The sequence below is a fragment of the Acidobacteriota bacterium genome (assembly GCA_016716905.1).
Taxonomy (GTDB): domain Bacteria; phylum Acidobacteriota; class Vicinamibacteria; order Vicinamibacterales; family SCN-69-37; genus SYFT01.
The window spans coordinates 654,367-672,931 of record JADJUS010000022.1 but is presented as its reverse complement, the minus strand read 5'-3'; the positions used below and the strand labels follow the sequence as shown (position 1 = coordinate 672,931).

Below are 18,565 nucleotides of genomic sequence, written 5' to 3'. Positions count from 1 at the left end.
CTATCTCCCTATCAAAATCAAATACGTGCTTACTTCAAGAAATAGTAATCAGCCTGGTCCAGGAAGTACCTGGCCCGGCGCTGCAAGAGAAGCGTGGTCAGGCGCTCGGGTGGGTTGGCATCCGGGTTGACGGCCAGCGCCAGATTCATGAGCTTCTCGAACTCGGCGCGATCCTGCCGCGCCACCGACACGCCCATGGCGTAGGAAATATAGGGGCCTGGTGACAAGCCCTTCTGGATCTCCACGGCGCGGTCGAAGTGTTTTTTTGCGCGCTCCTGCGAGCCGCCGAGCAGTTCCACGCTGTCGAGCACGATCATCAGTTCATGCAGCGCACCGTTCCACCAGGTCTCATCCAGCGCCAGGCCACGCTCAGTCAGTTCGCGGACCGCGGGGAAATCGATCGCCAGCGTATCGGGATTCAGCGCCATGGCCAGACCCCAGGACGCCGCGGACCAGTAGATCAGTTCGACGTCGGTCTTCTTGGCCTTGGCCAGGGCGCCTGCGGGATTCTGCAGCAGGCGGGTGGTGACACCCTTGAACCGTTCCTCCAGCGCGCGGGCACAGTAGCCGTGGGCCCGCAGATACATGTTGAGCGTGCGCTCGTCGAGCGCCTTGGCGGCCGGCCGGTCGGTGTTGCGCACGGCTGCGGCATCCGTGGCGAGGAAGCCATACGCGTACGCCGCATACCCGCTGCAGGTGGCCGTCAGCAGCGGCACGTAGGTGGGCATGGATTCCAGCAGGGACTCGTAGGTCTTGAGGCCAAACGGGACGGCCGCGCGGATGAGTTCGGGATCGTTATCCGAACTGATCGACGTGCCTCCGGCCGACAGCGAGTCGGCCACCATCTTCATCGCCTTGTTTGAGATGAGCGAGCAGCCCGACACCGTGGCCGCCAGCACCACACACCCGATCGCACGCACCAATGGCTGTCTCAACACACTGCTCTCCCGCCGGGGCTATTTTCCCTTGTCTTTCAGGATACTTCCCACCACAAACCCGACGTTGGCCGGCCGTTCGCCGAGACGCCGCATGAAGTAGGGGAACCATTCTTTGCCAAACGGGACGTAGACCCGGAAGGGGTGCCCGTCACGCGAGAGCGAGGCCTGCAGGTCGCGCCGGATGCCGTACAGCATCTGGAATTCGTACCGGTCCTTCGCGATGCCGTTGGCTTTCGCAAACGCCGTGGTGGCGTCGATCATCGCCGGATCGTGTGTGGCGATCGCCGGATATGTCCCCTCGGTGAGCAGCAACTTCATCTGCTCGACAAAGGCGGCGTCCACTTCGGACTTCTGCTGGAAGGCCACCGCGGCCGGCTCGCGGTACGCGCCCTTGACCAGGCGGATGCGCGCGCCCAGGGCATTGACGCGCTTGATGTCGGCCGTCGATCGCTTCAGGTACGACTGAATGACCACGCCTGCCTGGTGATAGCCGATGCCCCAGAGTGTCTCGAAGGTGTCGAGTGTGCGATCGGTATACGGAGAATTCTCCATGTCGATGCGCACAAAAAAATCGGCCTTTGCGGCAATGTCGAAAATGCGCCGCAGGTTGTCCACGCAGGTGGCCTGATCGATGTCCAGGCCGAGTTGGGTGAGCTTGAGTGAGATGTTGCGGCCCACCCCGGCCCGTTCGATGGCCTCCATCACCGCGATGTAGGCAAACGTGGCGGCGCGGGCTTCCTCGTGAGAGGCCACACTTTCACCCAGCAGGTCCAGCGTGACCATCAGGCCCTGGCGTTCCACCTCCCGCGCGGCTTCGATGGCCTCTTCGACCTGTTCACCGGCAATGAAGCGGCGCGCAAAACTATTGGTGCTGCGCATGCCATACCGGGAGGCCAGCGACTTGAGGGTCGAACTCCCGGCGAGAATAGAAAACGCGGCTTTGGGCAGTGCAGCGAACATGAGGCTCTAGTTGATAGTACCCGAGCTTGGCGAAGCCAGGGCCAGGCAGATCGCCTGCGTGAAATCAGTGGTGGATGCCGTGCCGCCCAGGTCGCGTGTGCGCACCTGGCCGGCCATCAACACGGTATCGAGCGCCGCCTGTATGCGGGACGCGGCGTCAGTTTCGCCCAGATGGCGCAGCATCATGACGGCCGAGAGCAGAAGCGCCGTGGGATTGGCCACATTCCGGCCGGCAATGTCCGGCGCGCTGCCATGGACGGCCTCGAACACCGCCACACCGTCGCCAAGATTCGCCCCCGGCACCACGCCCAGACCGCCCACGAGTCCCGCGCACAGGTCCGAGACAATGTCGCCGTAGAGGTTGGGCAGGACCAGGACGTCGAACTGCTCCGGGCGCATCACCAGGTGCATACACGCGGCGTCCACGATGCGCTCGTCGTACGGCACGTCGGTGAACCGCTTCGAGACCGCCCGCACCGAATCCAGGAACAGGCCGTCGCCCAGCTTCATGATGTTGGCTTTGTGAATGGCCGTCACCTTCTTCCGGCCTTCGCGCCGCGCGTGGGAAAACGCAAACTCGGCAATGCGCGTGGACGCGGCCTCAGTGATGATCTTCAGGCTCTCAACCACGCCCGGCACAATCACGTGCTCGAGGCCGGCATACAGGTCCTCGGTGTTCTCACGCACGATGACCAGGTCCACGTTCGAGAAACGTGATGACACGCCGGGCAGGTTCTTCACGGGCCGCAGGTTGGCGTAAAGACTCAGCGCCTTGCGCAGGCCCACGTTGACGCTCGTGAAGCCTTCGCCGATCGGCGTGGTGCACGGGCCTTTAAGCGCCACGGTGTTCCGTGTGACCGAGTCGAGCAACTCGGCAGGCAGCGTGTGGCCGGTCTTTTCGAACGCGATCAGGCCGGCATCCTGACGATCCCAATTGATCGACACGCCTGCGGCGTCGAGCACTCTGACGACCGCGGTCGTCACTTCAGGGCCGATGCCGTCGCCGGGAATGAGTGTGAGGGTGTGGGTCGTGCCAGCCATCCGCATCCCCTAGTGTATAACTAGGTTCATGGCCCTCATTCCTCTACAAATCAAGTTTCTCAACATGCGGCGGGCAGCGTCGATCGAACGTGAGATCGCGGAGCGGGTGGACGAGCTCGGATCGCTCCATGGCCGTATCGTCGGATGCCATGTGTCGGTGGAGTTGCCCCACAAGCACCATCACAGCGGCAACGCTGTTGAGGTGCGGATTTCCCTCGCGCTGCCAGGTGAACTCGTCGTTACACGGAAGTCATCGTCAGCGGCGACGCCCGCGAAGGCTGTGCAGCAGGCGTTTGATGCGTTGACGCGGCAGATGCGGAAGGTGACCGGAAAGAAGCTGGCGGCCCGCAAGGGCCGTTAACCGTCTTTGGTTTCAATCCAGAAGACGGCGAGGCCGGCGCCGAGCGTCAGGACAATGGCGCCGTTGGTCAGGATGAAGGCGCTGGCCAGGAGCATGGCGATCACAAGCCAGACCTGTATCGCCAGGCGCCGCGGTCGAGGTCCGAGCAGGGCGCGTACTGCGAGGAGCGCGAGCAAGGCACCGCCAAGGGCCCAGGAGATATGCCGGAATCGTTCGACGAATTCCGTCGGCGCCGCCACCAGGGCCAACGTCGCCAGGCCGCCAATCCAGAGCGCCATGATGGCAAGTGATCCAACGCGCAGGACGACCATCAACTGATTATGGCCGCGTCGGTCGCACGATCACAATTGCCCGGCCGTACAGTAAACTGACGCTCGCCAGCGATGACACCCCCATCCAACACCGTTCTCCACAACTTAGCTACTCAACTGCGCATCGATTCGGTGCGGTCCACGACCGAAGCGGGATCGGGACATCCCACGACATGCCTGTCGGCGGCAGAGATTCTGTCCGTGCTGTTTTTCGACGAACTGCGGTTCGATCCGAAAGACCCCCAGCACCCGGAGGCCGACCGGTTTGTGCTGTCGAAGGGGCACGCCGCGCCGATTCTGTACGCCGCCTGGGCGGCCGCAGGCGCGTTTCCGCGCGAAGACGTGATGCAGTTGCGCAAGATCACCTCGGACCTCGAGGGCCATCCGACCCCGCGTTTGCCGTTTGTGGATGTGGCGACAGGGTCGCTGGGCCAGGGCCTGGCCGCCGGTGTGGGCATCGCATTCAACGCGCGGCGCATCGGGTCCGATTACCGGACGTACGTGCTGCTCGGCGACGGTGAAACCGCCGAAGGGTCTGTGTGGGAAGCCGCGCAGGTGGCGGCGCACCATCAGCTCGACAACTTGTGCGCCATCACCGACGTCAATGCGTACGGCCAGAGCCGGGCGACGCAGTGGGCGCACGATGTGGACGCCTTCGCCGCACGGTACCGCGCGTTCGGGTGGCATGCCATCACCGTGGATGGTCACGACGTGGCTGAACTGCGCGCGGCACTGGCCGAGGCGCGTGGCATGACCGGGCGGCCGACGATGATCGTGGCGCGGACGCTCAAGGGCAAAGGCGTGGCGCTCTTCGAGGACAAGGACAACTGGCACGGCAAGCCGCTCAAGAAGGGCGCCGAGGCAGACGCCGCGGTGGCCGAACTCGAAGCCCAGTACGTGCCCACGTCAGACCCGGCCCCGATCATCAAGAAGCCGGCGACGCGCCGTTCGGAAGGGCCGCTGCCTGATTTTGTGGCCCAGATGCCCGCACCGGCGTACGCGCTGGGCGATCTGGTGGCCACTCGCGAGGCCTATGGCACGGCGCTGGCCGCGCTTGGCGGGATCGACGCCCGCGTGGTGGCCCTTGATGCCGATGTGAAGAACTCCACGTTCAGTGACCGCTTCGAGAAGTTGTATCCCGAGCGGTTCTACCAGACCTTCATCGCCGAGCAGGCGATGATCGGCGCGGCGATGGGCCTGGCCTCGCGCGGCGCGATTGCGTTCCCGTCGAGCTTCGCGTGTTTCCTGGAGCGCGGCGCGGATTTCATCCGCATGGCCGGCATCTCGATGCTCAACATCAAGCTGTGCGGGTCACACGCCGGCGTGTCGATTGGCGAAGACGGCCCGTCGCAGATGGCGCTTGAAGATCTGTCGATGGCGCGCGGCGTGCCCAATTGCACGGTCCTCTATCCGTCGGATGCTGTCTGCGCGGAGCGGCTCGTGGCCGTCGCGGCCGCCACACACGGCCCCGTCTACATTCGCAGCTCGCGGCCCAAGACCCCGGTGATCTATGGTCCCGAAGAGAAGTTCCATGCCGGCGGCTCCAAGGTTGTGCGGCAGAGCGCCAAGGACGTGGCCACGGTCGTGGGCGCGGGCGTGACGCTGTTCGAAGCGCTCAAGGCGCACGAACTGCTGGCCAAGGAGGGCATCGCCATTCGTGTGGTGGATGCGTATTCCATTCAACCGATCGACCGCGACGGCCTCATCGCCGCAGGCAAGGCGACAGGCGGCCGCATGTTCACCGTCGAAGATCACTACTCGGCCGGCGGCCTGGGCGACGCGGTCTCTGAAGCCGTGTGGGATCAGGGCTTCCGCGTACAGCGCCTCGCTGTTCGCGAAATCCCCCGCAGCGGCCCACCCGACGAACTCCTCGACCGTTACGGCATTTCGGCCGCAGCGATCGTCAGAGCTATTCGCGCCTGAGTCCTCGGAGGCCGTCTTCAGACCCGGCGAAGACAAGCGCAGTATCATCCCGGGATGCGTCGATCATCCCCCCTGGTTGTCACCGCGGCCATGGCCGCGTTTGCCGTCACTGCGTTTTCCGCACAGGCGCCCGCGTCGCTCAGCGGCATGCGCGATCCGGCCTTCGCGCCCGATGGGCGGCGTCTCGCCGTCTCGTGGCTCGACGAACTCTGGACCATCACCCCGGACGGCCGTGACGAAAAACGTGTTGTCACGACTCGAGGCGAGTGGGTGAGCGAGCGGGACCCCGCGTGGTCGCCCGACGGCAAGACCATCGCGTTCTCGGCCGATGTCGCCGGTGCGTACGACCTGTATGTTGTGCCCGCCGCCGGTGGACCGGCGCGCAAGGTCACCTCGATCGCCGGCGACGAACGCTGGCCGTCATGGACGCGCGACGGCCGCCTCGTCTTCTCCCATCGTCCTGCAGGAGGACGATGGCAGATTCACGCGATAGGGACTGACGGCTCCGGCGCGCCAGTGAAGATCACACCCGACGACGTCTCCGAGTGGCAGGCGCAGGTGTCGCCAGATGGCCGGCGCGTGGTGTTTGTGTCGGAGCGCGATCTGGAACCCGGCGATCGGGCCGACGTGTTCGTACGCGATCTGGCTTCCGGCACGGAGACCGCGCGCCTGGTTCGCGTGACCAGGGGCGGCGGTGAGGAGCGATTCCCTGCGTGGGCGCCCGACAACCAGCGCGTGTCGTACCTGGCGTCGCGTGCGGGACTTGGTACCGGCACGTTCGTGACCGAGCTGCCTGCGCCTGCAGTTGCCGGCGGCGTGGAGGCTCCGGCACGGGGTCGTGCGGCCGGCCCTGGCGGGGCCCGCGGCGGCGGAGGTGCGGCGCCTGTGCTGCCCGTGGTGCTGGCGTCGCGCCGAGCCGGCGCTTCCGCCTGGTCGCCCGATGGGCAGACGATGGCCATCGCGACGGTGGCTGCCGCAGCCGGCGGCTACAACGGCAATCCTGTGCGGAATGATGACGATGCGCCTGCCGCGTTTGCGGAAGCCGACACGCTGCAACTGTGGCGTGTGGCGGCGCCGCGGCGTGTGGACGATCAGGTCCGCGGTGTGACTGCGCCTACGCCGGCAGCCGGCCGATGGGTGAGCCAGTTCGACCGCGCGTGGCAGACGCTGAAGTCGCTGTATTACTCGACTGGTGAATCCGCAGCGGCGTGGGATGCGCTGCGCACGAAGCATCGCCCCGCGGCGCTTGCCGCGCGCACCGCTCGCGAGGTGGAAGACGTTGTGGATGCGATGGTTGCCGAGCAGCCGCTCATCAAGCCGGTCGTCGAAACAAAGACCGGCGTCGTGGCGTCGGGGCATCCGCTGGCGTCGGCGGCCGGCGCCCGGATGATTGAACTCGGCGGCAACATCGTTGACGCCATCGTGGCCACGTCGTTTGCGTTGGGTGTGGTGGAGCCCGATGCGTCGGGCATTGGCGGCGACGGCCAGGCCATCCTGTTTCTGAAGGGCATGACCGAACCGGTGGTCATCGAATACAAGGACATGACGCCGGTGCGGGCGACGTTCGACAATCCGAAGATCTTCACGGCGGCGGGCCAGCGCACGGCTGGAGACGGGCCGACGGTGGCGAACATTCCCGGCGTTGTGGCGGGTCTCGATCTGCTGTTCCAGAAGTACGGCAGCAAGAAGGTGACGTGGCAGCAGGTGCTTGCGCCTGCGATCGAGTTGGCGGAAAACGGGTACATCCTCGACGAGGCGCTGCCCACGACCATTGCGGAAGGCCGCGCGGGATTTTCCAAGTACCCCGAAGCGGCGAAGATCTATCTGCCCGGCGGCCAGGTGCCGAAGAAGGGCGATCGCTTCATCAACAAGGACTATGCCGAGACCCTGAAGGTGCTGGCGAAGGAGGGCGGCCAGTCGTTTTACCGCGGATCCATCGCGCGCAGGATCGCCGAGGACATGGCCGCGAATGGCGGCATCATCTCGCTCGAAGATCTGGCGCAGTACCGCGCCATGGAGAGGAAGCCGCTTGAAGGGCGGTATCGCGGCCATGCCGTGTATTCGGCGCCGCCACCTGTTCCGACAGGGGCGCAACTGATCGAAACACTTCAGATTCTGGACAACTACACGCCGAAGCCTGGTGCGACCTACACGACCGATGCGGAGTATCTGCACCACGTCATTGAGGCGTGGCGTGTGCGCGACGGCGGCGTGCAGATCGCCGATCCGGAGAGGTGGCCGATTGACCTCGGGAACCACCTGCAACCGGGCCACGCGCTCGAGCGGTACAAACTCATCAACCCCCAGAAGGCGTACGTGGCGCAGGGTGGCCGAGGGCGCGGCGGGGCGCCCACGCCGCTGGGACAAGCGGCCGGCAATTACTACGAAGCGTTTGATCGAGCGGTGGCCGATGGTGTGGCCGGCCCCGGCATCCAGACGGGCACCACGTCATTTGCTGCGGCAGATGCCGAGGGCAACATGGTGGCGGTGACGCAGACGCTTTCCACTTGGGGTGGCAACTTCTACGTTTCGAAGGGCCTGGGGTTCCTCTACAACGACCACTTCCGCGGTGGGCGGGGCACCGGGTACGGATCGATGCTGCCATTGCAGCGTGCGTCATCCACGAGCGTCCCGACCCTCGTGTTCGCGCCAAGCGAAGGTGACCCGGGGCGCTACGGCATTCAGGGCTTCACGCCGCGGCTGGCGGTGGGCGCGGCCGGCAATGCGTGGATTCCGGCCTCGGTCTACAACATCATCCTGAACGTGGTGGATGGCGGGATGGGGGCGCAGCGCGCCATCGAGGCGCCGCGGATGCTCATCGGCAGCACGGCCACCGGCTCACGCGTGCAGATTGAAGACCGCATCCCGCGATCGCTGCTTGAGAAACTGGAAGCCATGGGCCACGCGTTCGCCCGTGTCGGCCGCAAGGGCGAAGTGGCGCAGGGCTACGCGGCGGTGGCGCTGGTGAATGCGGCGAAGGGGACGGTCGAGGGCGGGGCGGAGCCGCGGCGCTCTCATGGCGCGCGCTAGGCGATCACTTCTCAGTTTCGGGAGGTGCGATCGGCGGAGTGGCGCGCTTGTGGTCCGACGTGCGCCGCAGCGTCTCGATCCGTGCGGCCGTTTCCGGCGGCACCGCCGAAGGCCCTTCCGTCAGGTACTTCTCGAGCGTGTCGTAGCTGAAGCCCATTTCGGCTTCGTCCGTCTGGCCGATCCAGAGGCCGGCTGACGGGGGCTTGTTGATGATGGCCTTGGGCACACTGAGTTCTTTGGCCAGTGAGCGCACTTCGCTCTTGAGCAGCGCGCCGATGGGCAATACGTCGCAGCCGCCGTCGCCGTATTTCGTGAAGTAGCCCAGGGTCAGTTCGCTGCGATTGCCGGTGCCGGCCACCAGGTAGTTCAGCGAGTTGGCGATGAAATACAGCGACGTCATTCGCAGGCGCGGCTTGATATTCGCCTCCGGCATCTGCTGTTTGATGTCGGTCACGTGCACCGTGCGCGGCAGGTTCTTGATGGCCGCGTGCAGTTCGCCGGTGAGCGCGTCGAAGGGGCCCGACAGATCCACCTTCGCGGTGGGGATGCCAAAGGCATCCGCCATGACATAGGCGTCCGCTTCATCCTGCGCATGGCTGTAACACGGCAGGATGACGCCGAGCACGCGATTGGGCGTGGCCATCTGGCACAGCCGGGCGACCACCGCCGAGTCAATACCGCCGCTCAGGCCAAGCACAAACCCGTGGGCCCCGGCGGCCTCCGCGCGGTCCCGCAACCATTGAACGAGCACATTTGCACGTTTAGAAAACATAAGAAATTCTACAGCCGGGTTCCTTCAGACCTTCATGCCTCGTGTGAAACATCTCAGCGGGTCCTGGAGACGAGATTCTCGATCGCCTCGGCTGCCGGAGAGTCGGGCCACATCTGCAGGGGCGCCGCCGTGTAGGTGGCGTGCGCCAGTTCGCCCTGGAAGAACACCACCTCGCCCGCCATCCACGCCAGTTTCGCCCACACCCGAAACAACAGGTACACCTGCGTCAGAAGGAACGCGACCGGCACCGAGGCCCATGCCGACGGAGCGGCGGTGAACCACACGCGCACCACCACGATGGATGCGAGCGCGCTGAGCAGATACAGGCCGAAGACCCGGAACGGGCGGCGGCGGAGGAATCGCATCGACGCGCCCAGCGCGCTGATCATGCTCCGGCGGTCTTCCACCACCGCGCGCACTTTGGCGTAGTCGGCGATGAGGCTCACCAGCGCGAGCGCGAGAGCAAAGACCAGGTACAGTCCCGCGCGCACTGCCATGGCTTCACGTTCAGTGGTCATGCCGGCCGTCCACGAGTTCCACAACGTCCCGAACAGGAACGGATGCAGCCACGCGAACAGCGCCCAGTACGCGGCGCCCACCATCACACCGAGGCGGAGGAACCGCCAGAAGAACACGCCGCACGAGGCAAAAAACGCCGCCGTGCGCACCGGACGCGCGCGCGCGAATCGATCGAGGATGCCTCCCGAGAGGAAGATCCACAACACCGCGTAGGCTGCCGCCGCGCCGGCCACCACCGGGGGCAGCGGCTTGGCGTCAAAGAACCCGCCGATGATCGAGAGGGTTCCGCCGAACCCCAGGATCTCGTGCGTGAACGTGCGCCCCAGTCCCTGCGCCTGCGCGGCAAATTCGGCCGCCCATCCCGCCTCCCATCCCCACGCCGCGCGCTCAGCGACCACGCTGGGGCCCAGGTGTTCGACAAGCATGCCGCGCAGCGCGAGCCCCAGCGGCAACGCCATCAGGAACAGCGCGGCCAGCACGCCCAGCGTGATGGCAGGCGCGGCGAGCGCCCGGCGCCACCCTTCTAAAAAAGCACCCAGGGCGGTCGCCCTCGGGGTGAAAACGACCTCAGAGGTCGTTTCCGGACCCGGCTTAGCGGAAACGACCTCTGAGGTCGTTTTCACGTCAGGAGAAGAACGCATACGTCAGCATCACTTCCTGCAGCCAGCCCATCCAGCGCAACGACCACCTGCGTGCAGCCGCGGGCGCTTGTGGTGTCGCCGTCCACGAGTTGTTCGTGTAATTCAGGTCGAGCATCAGGATGCGGTTCGGATCGACCTCCACGCGCACGATCGGCGACGGGCCGTGATCGACGATCGCCTCCCATCGGTTCTGGCCGTCCCACGCGGTCATGTCCGTCGTGCCGTCCGCATAGGTGCGCTTGATGGTCAGCGGGAAGACGCCATCCTGCAGGCGGCGCACGACCACCACGGATTCGAACCCATCGGCCGCCGGCGTATTGGTCACCTGCGTCACCGCGTAATCAAACGCCGCACTGCTGCGAACGGTCGCGTCGAAGAACCACGTCAGATCTGCGCCCGCCACCTCGCTGGCGATCGCAAAAAACTCCTCAGGCGTCGGGTGCCGGAACGCGCCTCGTGAAAAATGCGTGGCCAGCACCCGCTGCATCGTCTCCCAGCCGAGGTAACGTTCAAGCGTGGCCAGCCAGAGCGCGGTCTTGTTGTAGGAAATCTGGCTGGCGCTGCCCGGCCAGTAGCGCCATGTCGGCGTGGACTGCGTGTCGTACGTGGCCACAGGCCGGTAGGCGTTCAACCGGTTGCCATCAATGGCCCGCGACCACCTGACATCAGTGAACGCCCAGGGCACGAATCCGCCGAAGTAGCGTTCCACCGTCACGAACTTGTTTGGCAGGGCTTCATCGATCACCCGTGCGGTTGCGTAGGTGTTCAGCCCTTCGTCCATCCACGCATGTTCAAACTCGTTTGTGGCGACGATGCCGTACCAGAATTGGTGTCCGGCTTCGTGGATGGTGACGCTCTCGGGTTGTGAACCGTCGAGCGGCGCCCAGTTGCGCGTGCCCGCCGTGAACAGCATCGGGTATTCCATCCCACCCGTGGATCCGCCCTGCTCGTCAGGGTTCACCGGCGTGACGGGATCGACAATGGTGATGTGGGAGTACGGGTATGGCCCAAACCACTCCCCGTAATACCGCAACGCGGCACGTGTGGCGACGAAATGGCGCTCGGCCTGCTTGGCGTGCTCGCGCTGCAACAGCAGGCGCATGGTCACAGGCGGCAGCCCCGGATGCTCAAAGCGTTCGACGTGTTCAACGAAGTTCGGGCTCGTCGTCCACGCGAAGTCATGGACGTCGTCAGCCACAAACCGATGCGTGTCCTGGCCTTCGGCGCCGGGCAGGACGGGCGACGCCACGCCCGTGGCGCCCACCGTCCAGCCCTTCGGCACGGTCAACGCGACGTCGTATGTGCCGAAGTCCGAGAAGAACTCGGTGGCGGCGTGGAACTGGTGCGCGTTCCATTCGCCGTTGTTCTGGAAGACGCCGAGTTTCGGGAACCACTGAGCGATGAAGTAGTACTGGCCGAGGCGTCCAGTGCGCGCGAATGTTACGGGCACGCGCGAGGTCCATGCGATATCGATGTCAATCGTCTCGCCCGGCAGCACCGGTCGATCGAGCGGCACCGACAGCACCGTCCGGTCATCAGCATTGCCGTCGTCTGGCGCGACAAACGTAGCCTTGGGTCGCAGGTCTGTGCCGCGAGCGACCATGGAAATGATTTCGATCGAGCCGCTCTGGTCGGCTGGTCGGCGGGTGAGCGCCGAGCTGCGCCCCAGACGCTGTTCGCGCATCCACGACGAATTCGCGTCGCGCCATGCGTTCCAATAGAGATGGAAGCGCAGGTCGTTGGCTGGAACTGTGGTGATGTTGCGCCAGATGACGCGGCCTGAGCCGTGAATCGTGTGCGACTCAGGGTCGAGTGTGGCCAGCAACTGGTAGGAAGCGTTGCGCGGAGAGCGGGCGGGCGCCGCGTCCTGCGCGAACCCCGCCGGCCGCGCAACAAGCAGCAGGAAGGCCGCGATCAATGTCCATGAGGAGCGCCGCCGCATCGCCCGAATCGTATCGCATTACGATAGTCAGCAATGTTTCCAATTCTCGTCGTCGCAATTGCCATAGGAACCCAACTGACCCCCGTACTCGTGACCGTTCGGCACGACGACGCGCCGGTGGCCGGGGCGGTGGTGACGTGCGCAGCGGCGAAGGTGGAGACGGACGCGCAGGGCCGCGCCACCGTGCCGGTGCCGGCAGCCGGGTGCACGCTTGTGGTGAGTCGCGAAGGTCTGATGCCGTTCTCGCAGGCGGTGGGCGCCACGTCGCCGCCACTGATTGTGGAACTCGAAGAGGATCTGGAAGTGGAGGAAGAGGTCATCGTCACCGCCACGCGAAGCGGGCGGCTGGCGTCGGACCAGGCCACACGGGTGGAAGTGGTGGTGCGAGAGGAGATCGAAGAAAAGCTCTTGATGACGCCTGGCGACATCGTGATGCTGCTCAACGAGACCAGCGGCATCCGGTTGCAGCCCACCGCGCCGGCGTTGGGCGCGGCGTCCGTGCGAGTGCAGGGTATGCCCGGAAGGTTCACCTCGGTGTTGACCGATGGCCTGCCCATCAACGGCACCCAGGTCGCGTCGCTTGGCTTGCTTCAGATTCCCCCGATGGATCTGCAGCAGGTGGAAGTGATCAAGGGCGCAGCCTCGGCGCTGTATGGTCCGTCGGCGCTTGGTGGTGTCATCAACCTGGTGACGCGGAGGCCCACGCCCGAACACGCGGGTGAGGCGCTGCTCAACGTGACGTCGCGCTCGGGCGCCGATGCCCTGTTGTGGCTGAGCGGCCCCGTGCGACCGGAATGGGGTTACACCTTGCTCGCCGGAGCGCACGGCCAGGACGCATCGGATGTAGACGCCGATCGGTGGGCGGATTTGCCGCGTTACCGGCGGTTCATCGCGCGGCCGAAGTTGACGTTTGCGTCAGGCGAACACGGATCGCTGGATATGTCGGGCGGCGTGACGGTGGAGTCGCGTCGGGGCGGTGGACTCGCCGCCGCCAGCGCCGTCCAGTCGGTGGACACGACTCGCGCGGATGCGGGCCTCATCTGGCGTCGAAGTGCGGCCGGCGGCGTGGTGATTGCCAAAAGCGCCCTCTCTCTCCTCGACCACAATCACGACTTCGGTACCAACGCGTACGACGATGACCACACCTTTGGGATGGCAGAGGCGTCGCTAAGCCGGGCGTTCGGCCGGCACCTGATTGTGGTGGGTGGGGCGGTCGAACTGCAGAAGTACCGCAACCTGCTGGCCCCGGGGTTCGACTACAGCTGGACCACTCCCGGCGTCTTTGTGCAGGACGACATCGCGCTCGCGCCGGCCGTGTCGTTTTCGGTGAGTGCGCGCGTGGACGCGCATCCTGAGTACGGCGCCCTGTGGAGCCCGAGGGCGTCGTTGCGATTGCAGCCTGGCGAGTGGGATGTGCGATTCTCGGCGGGCCGCGGTGCGTTCGCGCCCACGGTGTTCGTGGATGAGGTGGAAGAAGTCGGCGTGACGCGGGTTGGCGCTGTGCGCCTCGAGCGCGCGGAAACCGCCGAGACCTGGTCAGCGGACGTCAGCCGCAAAGTTGGTGCGGTGGAGGTGTCGGGTACGTGGTTCGGCTCGCGGATTCACTCTCCTGTGGTCGCGCATGTTTTCACCAACGGCCCTCCCCGGCTCGAGGTGTTCAACCAGCCGCAGGGGACCGCGTCGTCCACGCGCACCTGGGGCGCCGAGCTGTTCGGCCGCTTCCGCAGTGGTCCGTGGGTGGCGACAGCGACGCATACATGGGTCAATGCCACACAGGCTGGCGACCTGGCGGGTATGCCCCGTGAGAACGTCCCGCTCACGCCCAGGAGGACGTTCAGTCTGATTGCGGCATGGGAGAAACACGGCGTGGCCCGCGTCGGGCTGGAGGTGTACCGCACCGGCGTCCAGCAACTTGAAGACAACCCATACCGCACCGAAAGCGCGCCGTACACCATCATTGGTCTGCTCGCCGAACGCCGCTTCGGCCGTTTGCGCGCGTTTCTGAATCTCGAGAACCTGACCGACGTCCGCCAGTCCGACTACAACCCGCTGCTTCGCCCCGTCGCGAGCCCCATCGGCCAACTCGTCGTCTCCGCCTGGGCGCCCCTCGAGGGCAGAACGCTCAACGGCGGGATTCGTTTCGCGTTCTGAAACAAGCGGACACGCCGGGTCTAAAGACCCGGCCTCCGAAGAAAGAAGGAGGCTGGGTCTTAAAGGTCCGGCCCCGAAGAAGGAGGCCGGGTCTTCAGACCCGGCAAATCAGCGGTTCAACCGCCGCACCAGCGCGTCGACCAGCCCGTCGACCGTAAACGTGTCGGCCACAATCGGCGCCGTGACGCCGAGCGCGCGAGCGGCCGCGGCGGTAACGGGGCCGATGGTGGCGACCACGGTGGTATTGAGCAGGTCGGCGGCTTGTTCGCGGCCGATGAGATCGACGAACCGCTGCACGGCCGTCGGTGACGTGAAGGTGACCGCGTCGATACGGCCCTCGAGCAGCTGGCGATACAGTTCCTGCGCGGCGGCCGACTCCGGGGCGCCCGGCACCGTGCGGTAAGCGATCAGGTCGTGCGCATCAGCGCCGCGGCGACGCAACTCGGCCGTCGGGCCTTCGTCGCCACGTTCGGCGCGCCCGTGGTCGGGGCGAATCACGAGCATCCGCGACCCGGCGAGCGCTCCGTGGGCGGCGATGGCGTCACACGTGGCCTCTTCGCCGGTTTCGGGCACCACCACATCGGGTACCAGTCCTGCAGCGCGGAACTGATCAGCAGTGGAGGGGCCGACCGCGGCAATCCGGACACCGCCGAGTGTGCGCAGGTCGCGCGTGCCCGAGAGTACGGCCTTCAGGAACCGATGCGCGGCGTTCGCCGATTCGCACACCACCCACTGGTACTGCTGCACGGACGCCACGGCGCGTTCGATCGCTTCAGGATCGTCGGCAGGCAGCAGGCGGAAGGTAGGTGCTTCAATCGCCTGGGCGCCGAGGCCCTCCAGGCGATCCGACAGGTCACGCGCGCGTTCATGTGAGCGCGTCACGACGATGCGCCGCCCGAAGAGGGGGCGTTCATCGAACCACCGCAGATGGGCGCGCAGTCCCGCGACGTCGCCAACGATGAGCAGGCCTGACGCCGCGTCGGGATCCGCCTCGAGTTGCGTGATGAGGCCGGCAAGTGTGTCCGTCACGGCGCGTTGCGAAACAAGCGTGGCGTCGTAAATGAGCGCGGCCATGTGTGTGGCGGGGCGACCGGCGGCCACGAGTTTACGCAGGATGGCCGCGGCTTGCGGCGCACTTGCGTACGCCGCGATGGTGCCCTCAAGCGATGCGAGCGCGCGCCAGTGCACGTCGGGCGCGTCTTCCCGCGTGGCTTCATGGCCCCGCAGCAGGATCAACGCGTCGTGGCCACCCGGGTACGAGAGCGGCACGCCGGCGTACGCACTGCCGAACGCCACCGGCACGCCCGGCACCACTTCGAAACTCAGTCCCTGCTCGTGCAGGAACAGCGCTTCCTTGGCGCCGCTGCCGAACAGGAACGGGTCACCCCATTTCAGCCGGGCCACCAGCAGGCCCTCGCGCGCCTTGTCGGCCACAAGCATCGCAATGGCGTCCTGGGCCATCGCGCCTTCGGCGGGCGCACCCACCTCGATCCGCTCGGCGTCGGGCCGGGCCAGGCGCACGATCGGCGCCACGGCGCGGTCGTACACCACGACATCGGCGTCGGCCAGTACCTGTCGTCCCCGCGTGGTCAACAGGCCGGGGTCGCCGGGGCCTGCGCCGATGAAAATGACTCGTCCTCGTGTGGTGTGCTGGTTGGTGTTCATTTCGCGAATTCGAGGCGTGGCGTTTTGGGTGGCACGGGCGCGAAGTAGCCCCGTTTGGTGCGGGCGGCCGTGTTCGGGCGGTTGACTTTGACGACGATGGCTCGCCATGCGCCATCACGTTTGGGATTCTTCGAGGTGTAACCGATCGAGTACTGGTTCGCCAGTTCATCCGCAATCTGCTGGTAGATGCCGGGCAACTGCGCGACATCTTCGACGAAAAACGGCCGACCGCCGGTTTCCTGCGAGAGCGTCCGCAGCACGAACTCGGCCTCGTTGAATCCGCGTGTCGGGCGATCGGTCTTCGAGCGCAAGCCGATGGCATACACCGCCACTTCCGAGCGCTTGGCCGACTCGAGCACATCTTCATAGGCGATCAGGCTGGACGTGTCTTCGCCGTCCGACAACACCACAATCGCCTGCCGTCGCACTTGATCCGGCGTCGCCGCGCGCACGCGCTTCAGCTCACTGAGCGCCACGTAGATGGCGTTATAGAGCGACGTGGATCCACCGACGCGTGTCTTGCGGATCGCCTGTTCGAGCAGGGCCTTGTCGGCGGTAAACGTCTGCAGGATCTCGTGGCGGCTGTCGAAGTCGATGATCTGCGCCGCGTCGGTCGGATTGAGGCGGCGGGCGAATCCGATCGCCGCTTCCTGCGCGACGCCGAGTTTGAACTCCATGCTCGTGCTGGTATCGATGAGCAGCGAGAGCGCGATGGGCTGCGGCGTCCGGGAAAAATACGTAATGTCCTGCTGCACGCCATCTTCGTAGACCGAAAACAGCGCCTGCTCCAGGCCGGGGACCAACACCTCGCCCTCGGTCACGGTGACGTTGAGTGACACCACGTCGGTGCCGACGCGGAAGACCTGCGCGTCCGGCGCGGTCGTCCCGGCCACCAGCGCCAGCACGCCGGCCAGCGCCACGACACGTGTCATCGAGTGGTCCACCGCGGTGCGGCGAGCCGCAGGTCTTTGTTCGTCAGCTTGATCTCCAGCTTGTCGGGCGGCACCAGGGTCTCGGGGCGGCCGTAGGTCACCACGAACTGCGCCAGCAGTTGCGTGGCCACATCGGCAAAGCGGCCCTTGACCGCCGACCCGTCGAACACGGTGGAACTGCGCCCGCCTGTTTTTGTGGTGACGTCGCCGATGACGATGCCCCGCTCGCGGTTTTCCGGCGTCGATGTGCTGCTGCCAAATCCCTGACGTGACACCGTCCACAACGACGCACGCGCCGCGGCGAGCGCGTCAAACGCATGGTCGTTGCGCCGGTTGCTGAACTCCGGGCCGTTTTCGTCGACGTAGGCCACGATGACTGGCCGGGCGCCGGCGCGTTTCTTGAGTACGCCGGAGGCTTCGATGACCGCGTCGATGAAATACGCGCCCGATCCCGATGCGGCAAACAGGCGGTCTGCACGGCGGTTCAGGTTCACGGCGCTCGACGAAAAATCGGCTTCCAGGGTCGGCCGTTCGCCGAATGTGTAGAGGGCAATCTGCGTGTCGGGACTTTTTTCCCAGATCGCTGCCGCAAACGCTTTGACCGAGTGGCGCAGGTCCGTGATGGTGCCCGTTGTGGCGGTGCTCGTGTCCACAAGAATGGCGATTTCCATCGCGCCCGTCGCGGGCTCCACCTTGAGCACTTCGCGCGCGATGCCATCCTCCCGGACGGTCAGGTCCGTCGTGGCCAGGGTGGCCACGGGTGCGCCCTTTTTGTCCACCACCGAAATGACCGCGCGTTGCTGGTTGGGTGTCCGTTGTGCCAGAAGGACGGTTCCGGCGGTGGCAGCGACAACAGCCCCGCTGACGCACAAGGCCGCGACCGCCAGGGGACGCCGTACGAGGGGGAATTGTGTCATCACCGCAGTATATCGGGGTCGCTCGTGAACTTGTTCACAAGCCATGGTATAGTGCCCGACGGTCCGTCGCAGGGGTGGTAGCCCGCCCCCCTTCCCAGTACTGAGGTCCGCCTGTTACGATTGGCTGTTTGCCACCCGGGGCGCGGTGCGTGCCGGGGGGTCGGGAGGCGGCAACATGCAGGAAGTGCCTCGACCGGGCGGCAAGAAGCCCCGTCTCGACACGCTGAAGTCGTTTGAGCGTTCGATGCGGGCCTTCCAGGAGAATGTGCAGCGGGCGGGCCCGGCGGCCAGCGCCAGTTACACCCTCACTGGAGGAATTCTGTTGCTGGGTGGTCTCGGCTACGTCGCAGACCGGTGGCTGGGGACGTCACCGTGGCTTTTGATATCGGGATTGGTCCTCGGGATCGTGGTCGGGTTTTACGCGCTGATCATGGCTTCACGTCGGGGCCAGGTGTAGCGACG

At 65.7% G+C, this 18,565-nt stretch carries 15 protein-coding genes; 5 read left to right on the top strand and 10 right to left on the bottom strand.

What is annotated here, in order from left to right; translation table 11 throughout:
• Nucleotides 1–29: 29 nt before the first annotated feature.
• From IPL75_18930 to IPL75_18920, 3 genes are read right to left on the bottom strand one after another with little or no spacing between them, the layout of a single operon-like run.
• Nucleotides 30–938, bottom strand: a complete 909-nt coding sequence (locus IPL75_18930; protein ID MBK9242272.1) for a hypothetical protein — start codon at nt 936–938, stop codon at nt 30–32.
• Nucleotides 939–956: 18 nt separating this feature from the next.
• Complete coding sequence (locus IPL75_18925; protein ID MBK9242271.1) at nt 957–1,898, bottom strand: proline dehydrogenase family protein; 942 nt, start codon at nt 1,896–1,898, stop codon at nt 957–959.
• A 6-nt stretch (nt 1,899–1,904) separates the two neighbouring features.
• Entirely contained in the window at nt 1,905–2,939 is a 1,035-nt protein-coding gene (locus IPL75_18920; GenBank protein ID MBK9242270.1) for an isocitrate dehydrogenase (NAD(+)), read from the bottom strand.
• Nucleotides 2,940–2,967: 28 nt separating this feature from the next.
• Between IPL75_18920 and IPL75_18915 the strand changes: the two genes are divergently transcribed.
• Nucleotides 2,968–3,300, top strand: coding sequence for an HPF/RaiA family ribosome-associated protein (locus tag IPL75_18915; GenBank protein MBK9242269.1), 333 nt, complete (start codon nt 2,968–2,970; stop codon nt 3,298–3,300).
• On the opposite strand, the gene IPL75_18910 is transcribed toward IPL75_18915, so the two are convergent.
• Nucleotides 3,297–3,611, bottom strand: coding sequence for a hypothetical protein (locus tag IPL75_18910; GenBank protein MBK9242268.1), 315 nt, complete (start codon nt 3,609–3,611; stop codon nt 3,297–3,299). The two genes, IPL75_18915 and IPL75_18910, sit on opposite strands and share 4 nt — an antisense overlap.
• A 72-nt stretch (nt 3,612–3,683) precedes the next feature.
• On the opposite strand from IPL75_18910, the gene IPL75_18905 reads away from it, so the two are divergent.
• Both IPL75_18905 and IPL75_18900 read left to right on the top strand, forming a co-directional pair.
• On the top strand, nt 3,684–5,534 hold the full coding sequence (locus tag IPL75_18905) for a transketolase (protein MBK9242267.1): 1,851 nt from the start codon (nt 3,684–3,686) through the stop codon (nt 5,532–5,534).
• A gap of 54 nt (nt 5,535–5,588) precedes the next feature.
• On the top strand, nt 5,589–8,564 hold the full coding sequence (locus IPL75_18900; protein ID MBK9242266.1) for a gamma-glutamyltransferase: 2,976 nt from the start codon (nt 5,589–5,591) through the stop codon (nt 8,562–8,564).
• Nucleotides 8,565–8,568: 4 nt separating this feature from the next.
• On the opposite strand, the gene nadE is transcribed toward IPL75_18900, so the two are convergent.
• Genes nadE through IPL75_18885 form a run of 3 tightly spaced genes read right to left on the bottom strand, consistent with a single transcriptional unit; the run spans nt 8,569 to nt 12,438 of the window.
• Nucleotides 8,569–9,336 (bottom strand): NAD(+) synthase, encoded by a 768-nt coding sequence (gene nadE / locus IPL75_18895; protein MBK9242265.1) that lies wholly within the window; start codon nt 9,334–9,336, stop codon nt 8,569–8,571.
• A gap of 53 nt (nt 9,337–9,389) precedes the next feature.
• Entirely contained in the window at nt 9,390–10,478 is a 1,089-nt protein-coding gene (locus tag IPL75_18890) for a hypothetical protein (GenBank protein MBK9242264.1), read from the bottom strand.
• A gap of 1 nt (nt 10,479) precedes the next feature.
• Nucleotides 10,480–12,438, bottom strand: coding sequence for a M1 family metallopeptidase (locus IPL75_18885; protein MBK9242263.1), 1,959 nt, complete (start codon nt 12,436–12,438; stop codon nt 10,480–10,482).
• 33 nt (nt 12,439–12,471) lie between these two features.
• Between IPL75_18885 and IPL75_18880 the strand changes: the two genes are divergently transcribed.
• Entirely contained in the window at nt 12,472–14,589 is a 2,118-nt protein-coding gene (locus tag IPL75_18880; protein ID MBK9242262.1) for a TonB-dependent receptor, read from the top strand.
• A gap of 108 nt (nt 14,590–14,697) precedes the next feature.
• On the opposite strand, the gene IPL75_18875 is transcribed toward IPL75_18880, so the two are convergent.
• The 3 genes from IPL75_18875 to IPL75_18865 are packed head-to-tail and all read right to left on the bottom strand — an operon-like array spanning nt 14,698 to nt 18,103.
• Entirely contained in the window at nt 14,698–16,254 is a 1,557-nt protein-coding gene (locus IPL75_18875; protein ID MBK9242261.1) for a uroporphyrinogen-III synthase, read from the bottom strand.
• Nucleotides 16,251–17,186 (bottom strand): VWA domain-containing protein, encoded by a 936-nt coding sequence (locus IPL75_18870; GenBank protein MBK9242260.1) that lies wholly within the window; start codon nt 17,184–17,186, stop codon nt 16,251–16,253. Before IPL75_18870 ends, IPL75_18875 begins: the two co-directional genes overlap by 4 nt.
• Nucleotides 17,183–18,103 carry a VWA domain-containing protein gene (locus tag IPL75_18865; GenBank protein ID MBK9242259.1) on the bottom strand — a complete coding sequence of 307 codons (921 nt, stop codon included), beginning with the start codon at nt 18,101–18,103 and terminating at the stop codon, nt 17,183–17,185. Before IPL75_18865 ends, IPL75_18870 begins: the two co-directional genes overlap by 4 nt.
• A 175-nt stretch (nt 18,104–18,278) precedes the next feature.
• Between IPL75_18865 and IPL75_18860 the strand changes: the two genes are divergently transcribed.
• Entirely contained in the window at nt 18,279–18,560 is a 282-nt protein-coding gene (locus tag IPL75_18860) for an AtpZ/AtpI family protein (protein MBK9242258.1), read from the top strand.
• Nucleotides 18,561–18,565 lie beyond the last annotated feature (5 nt).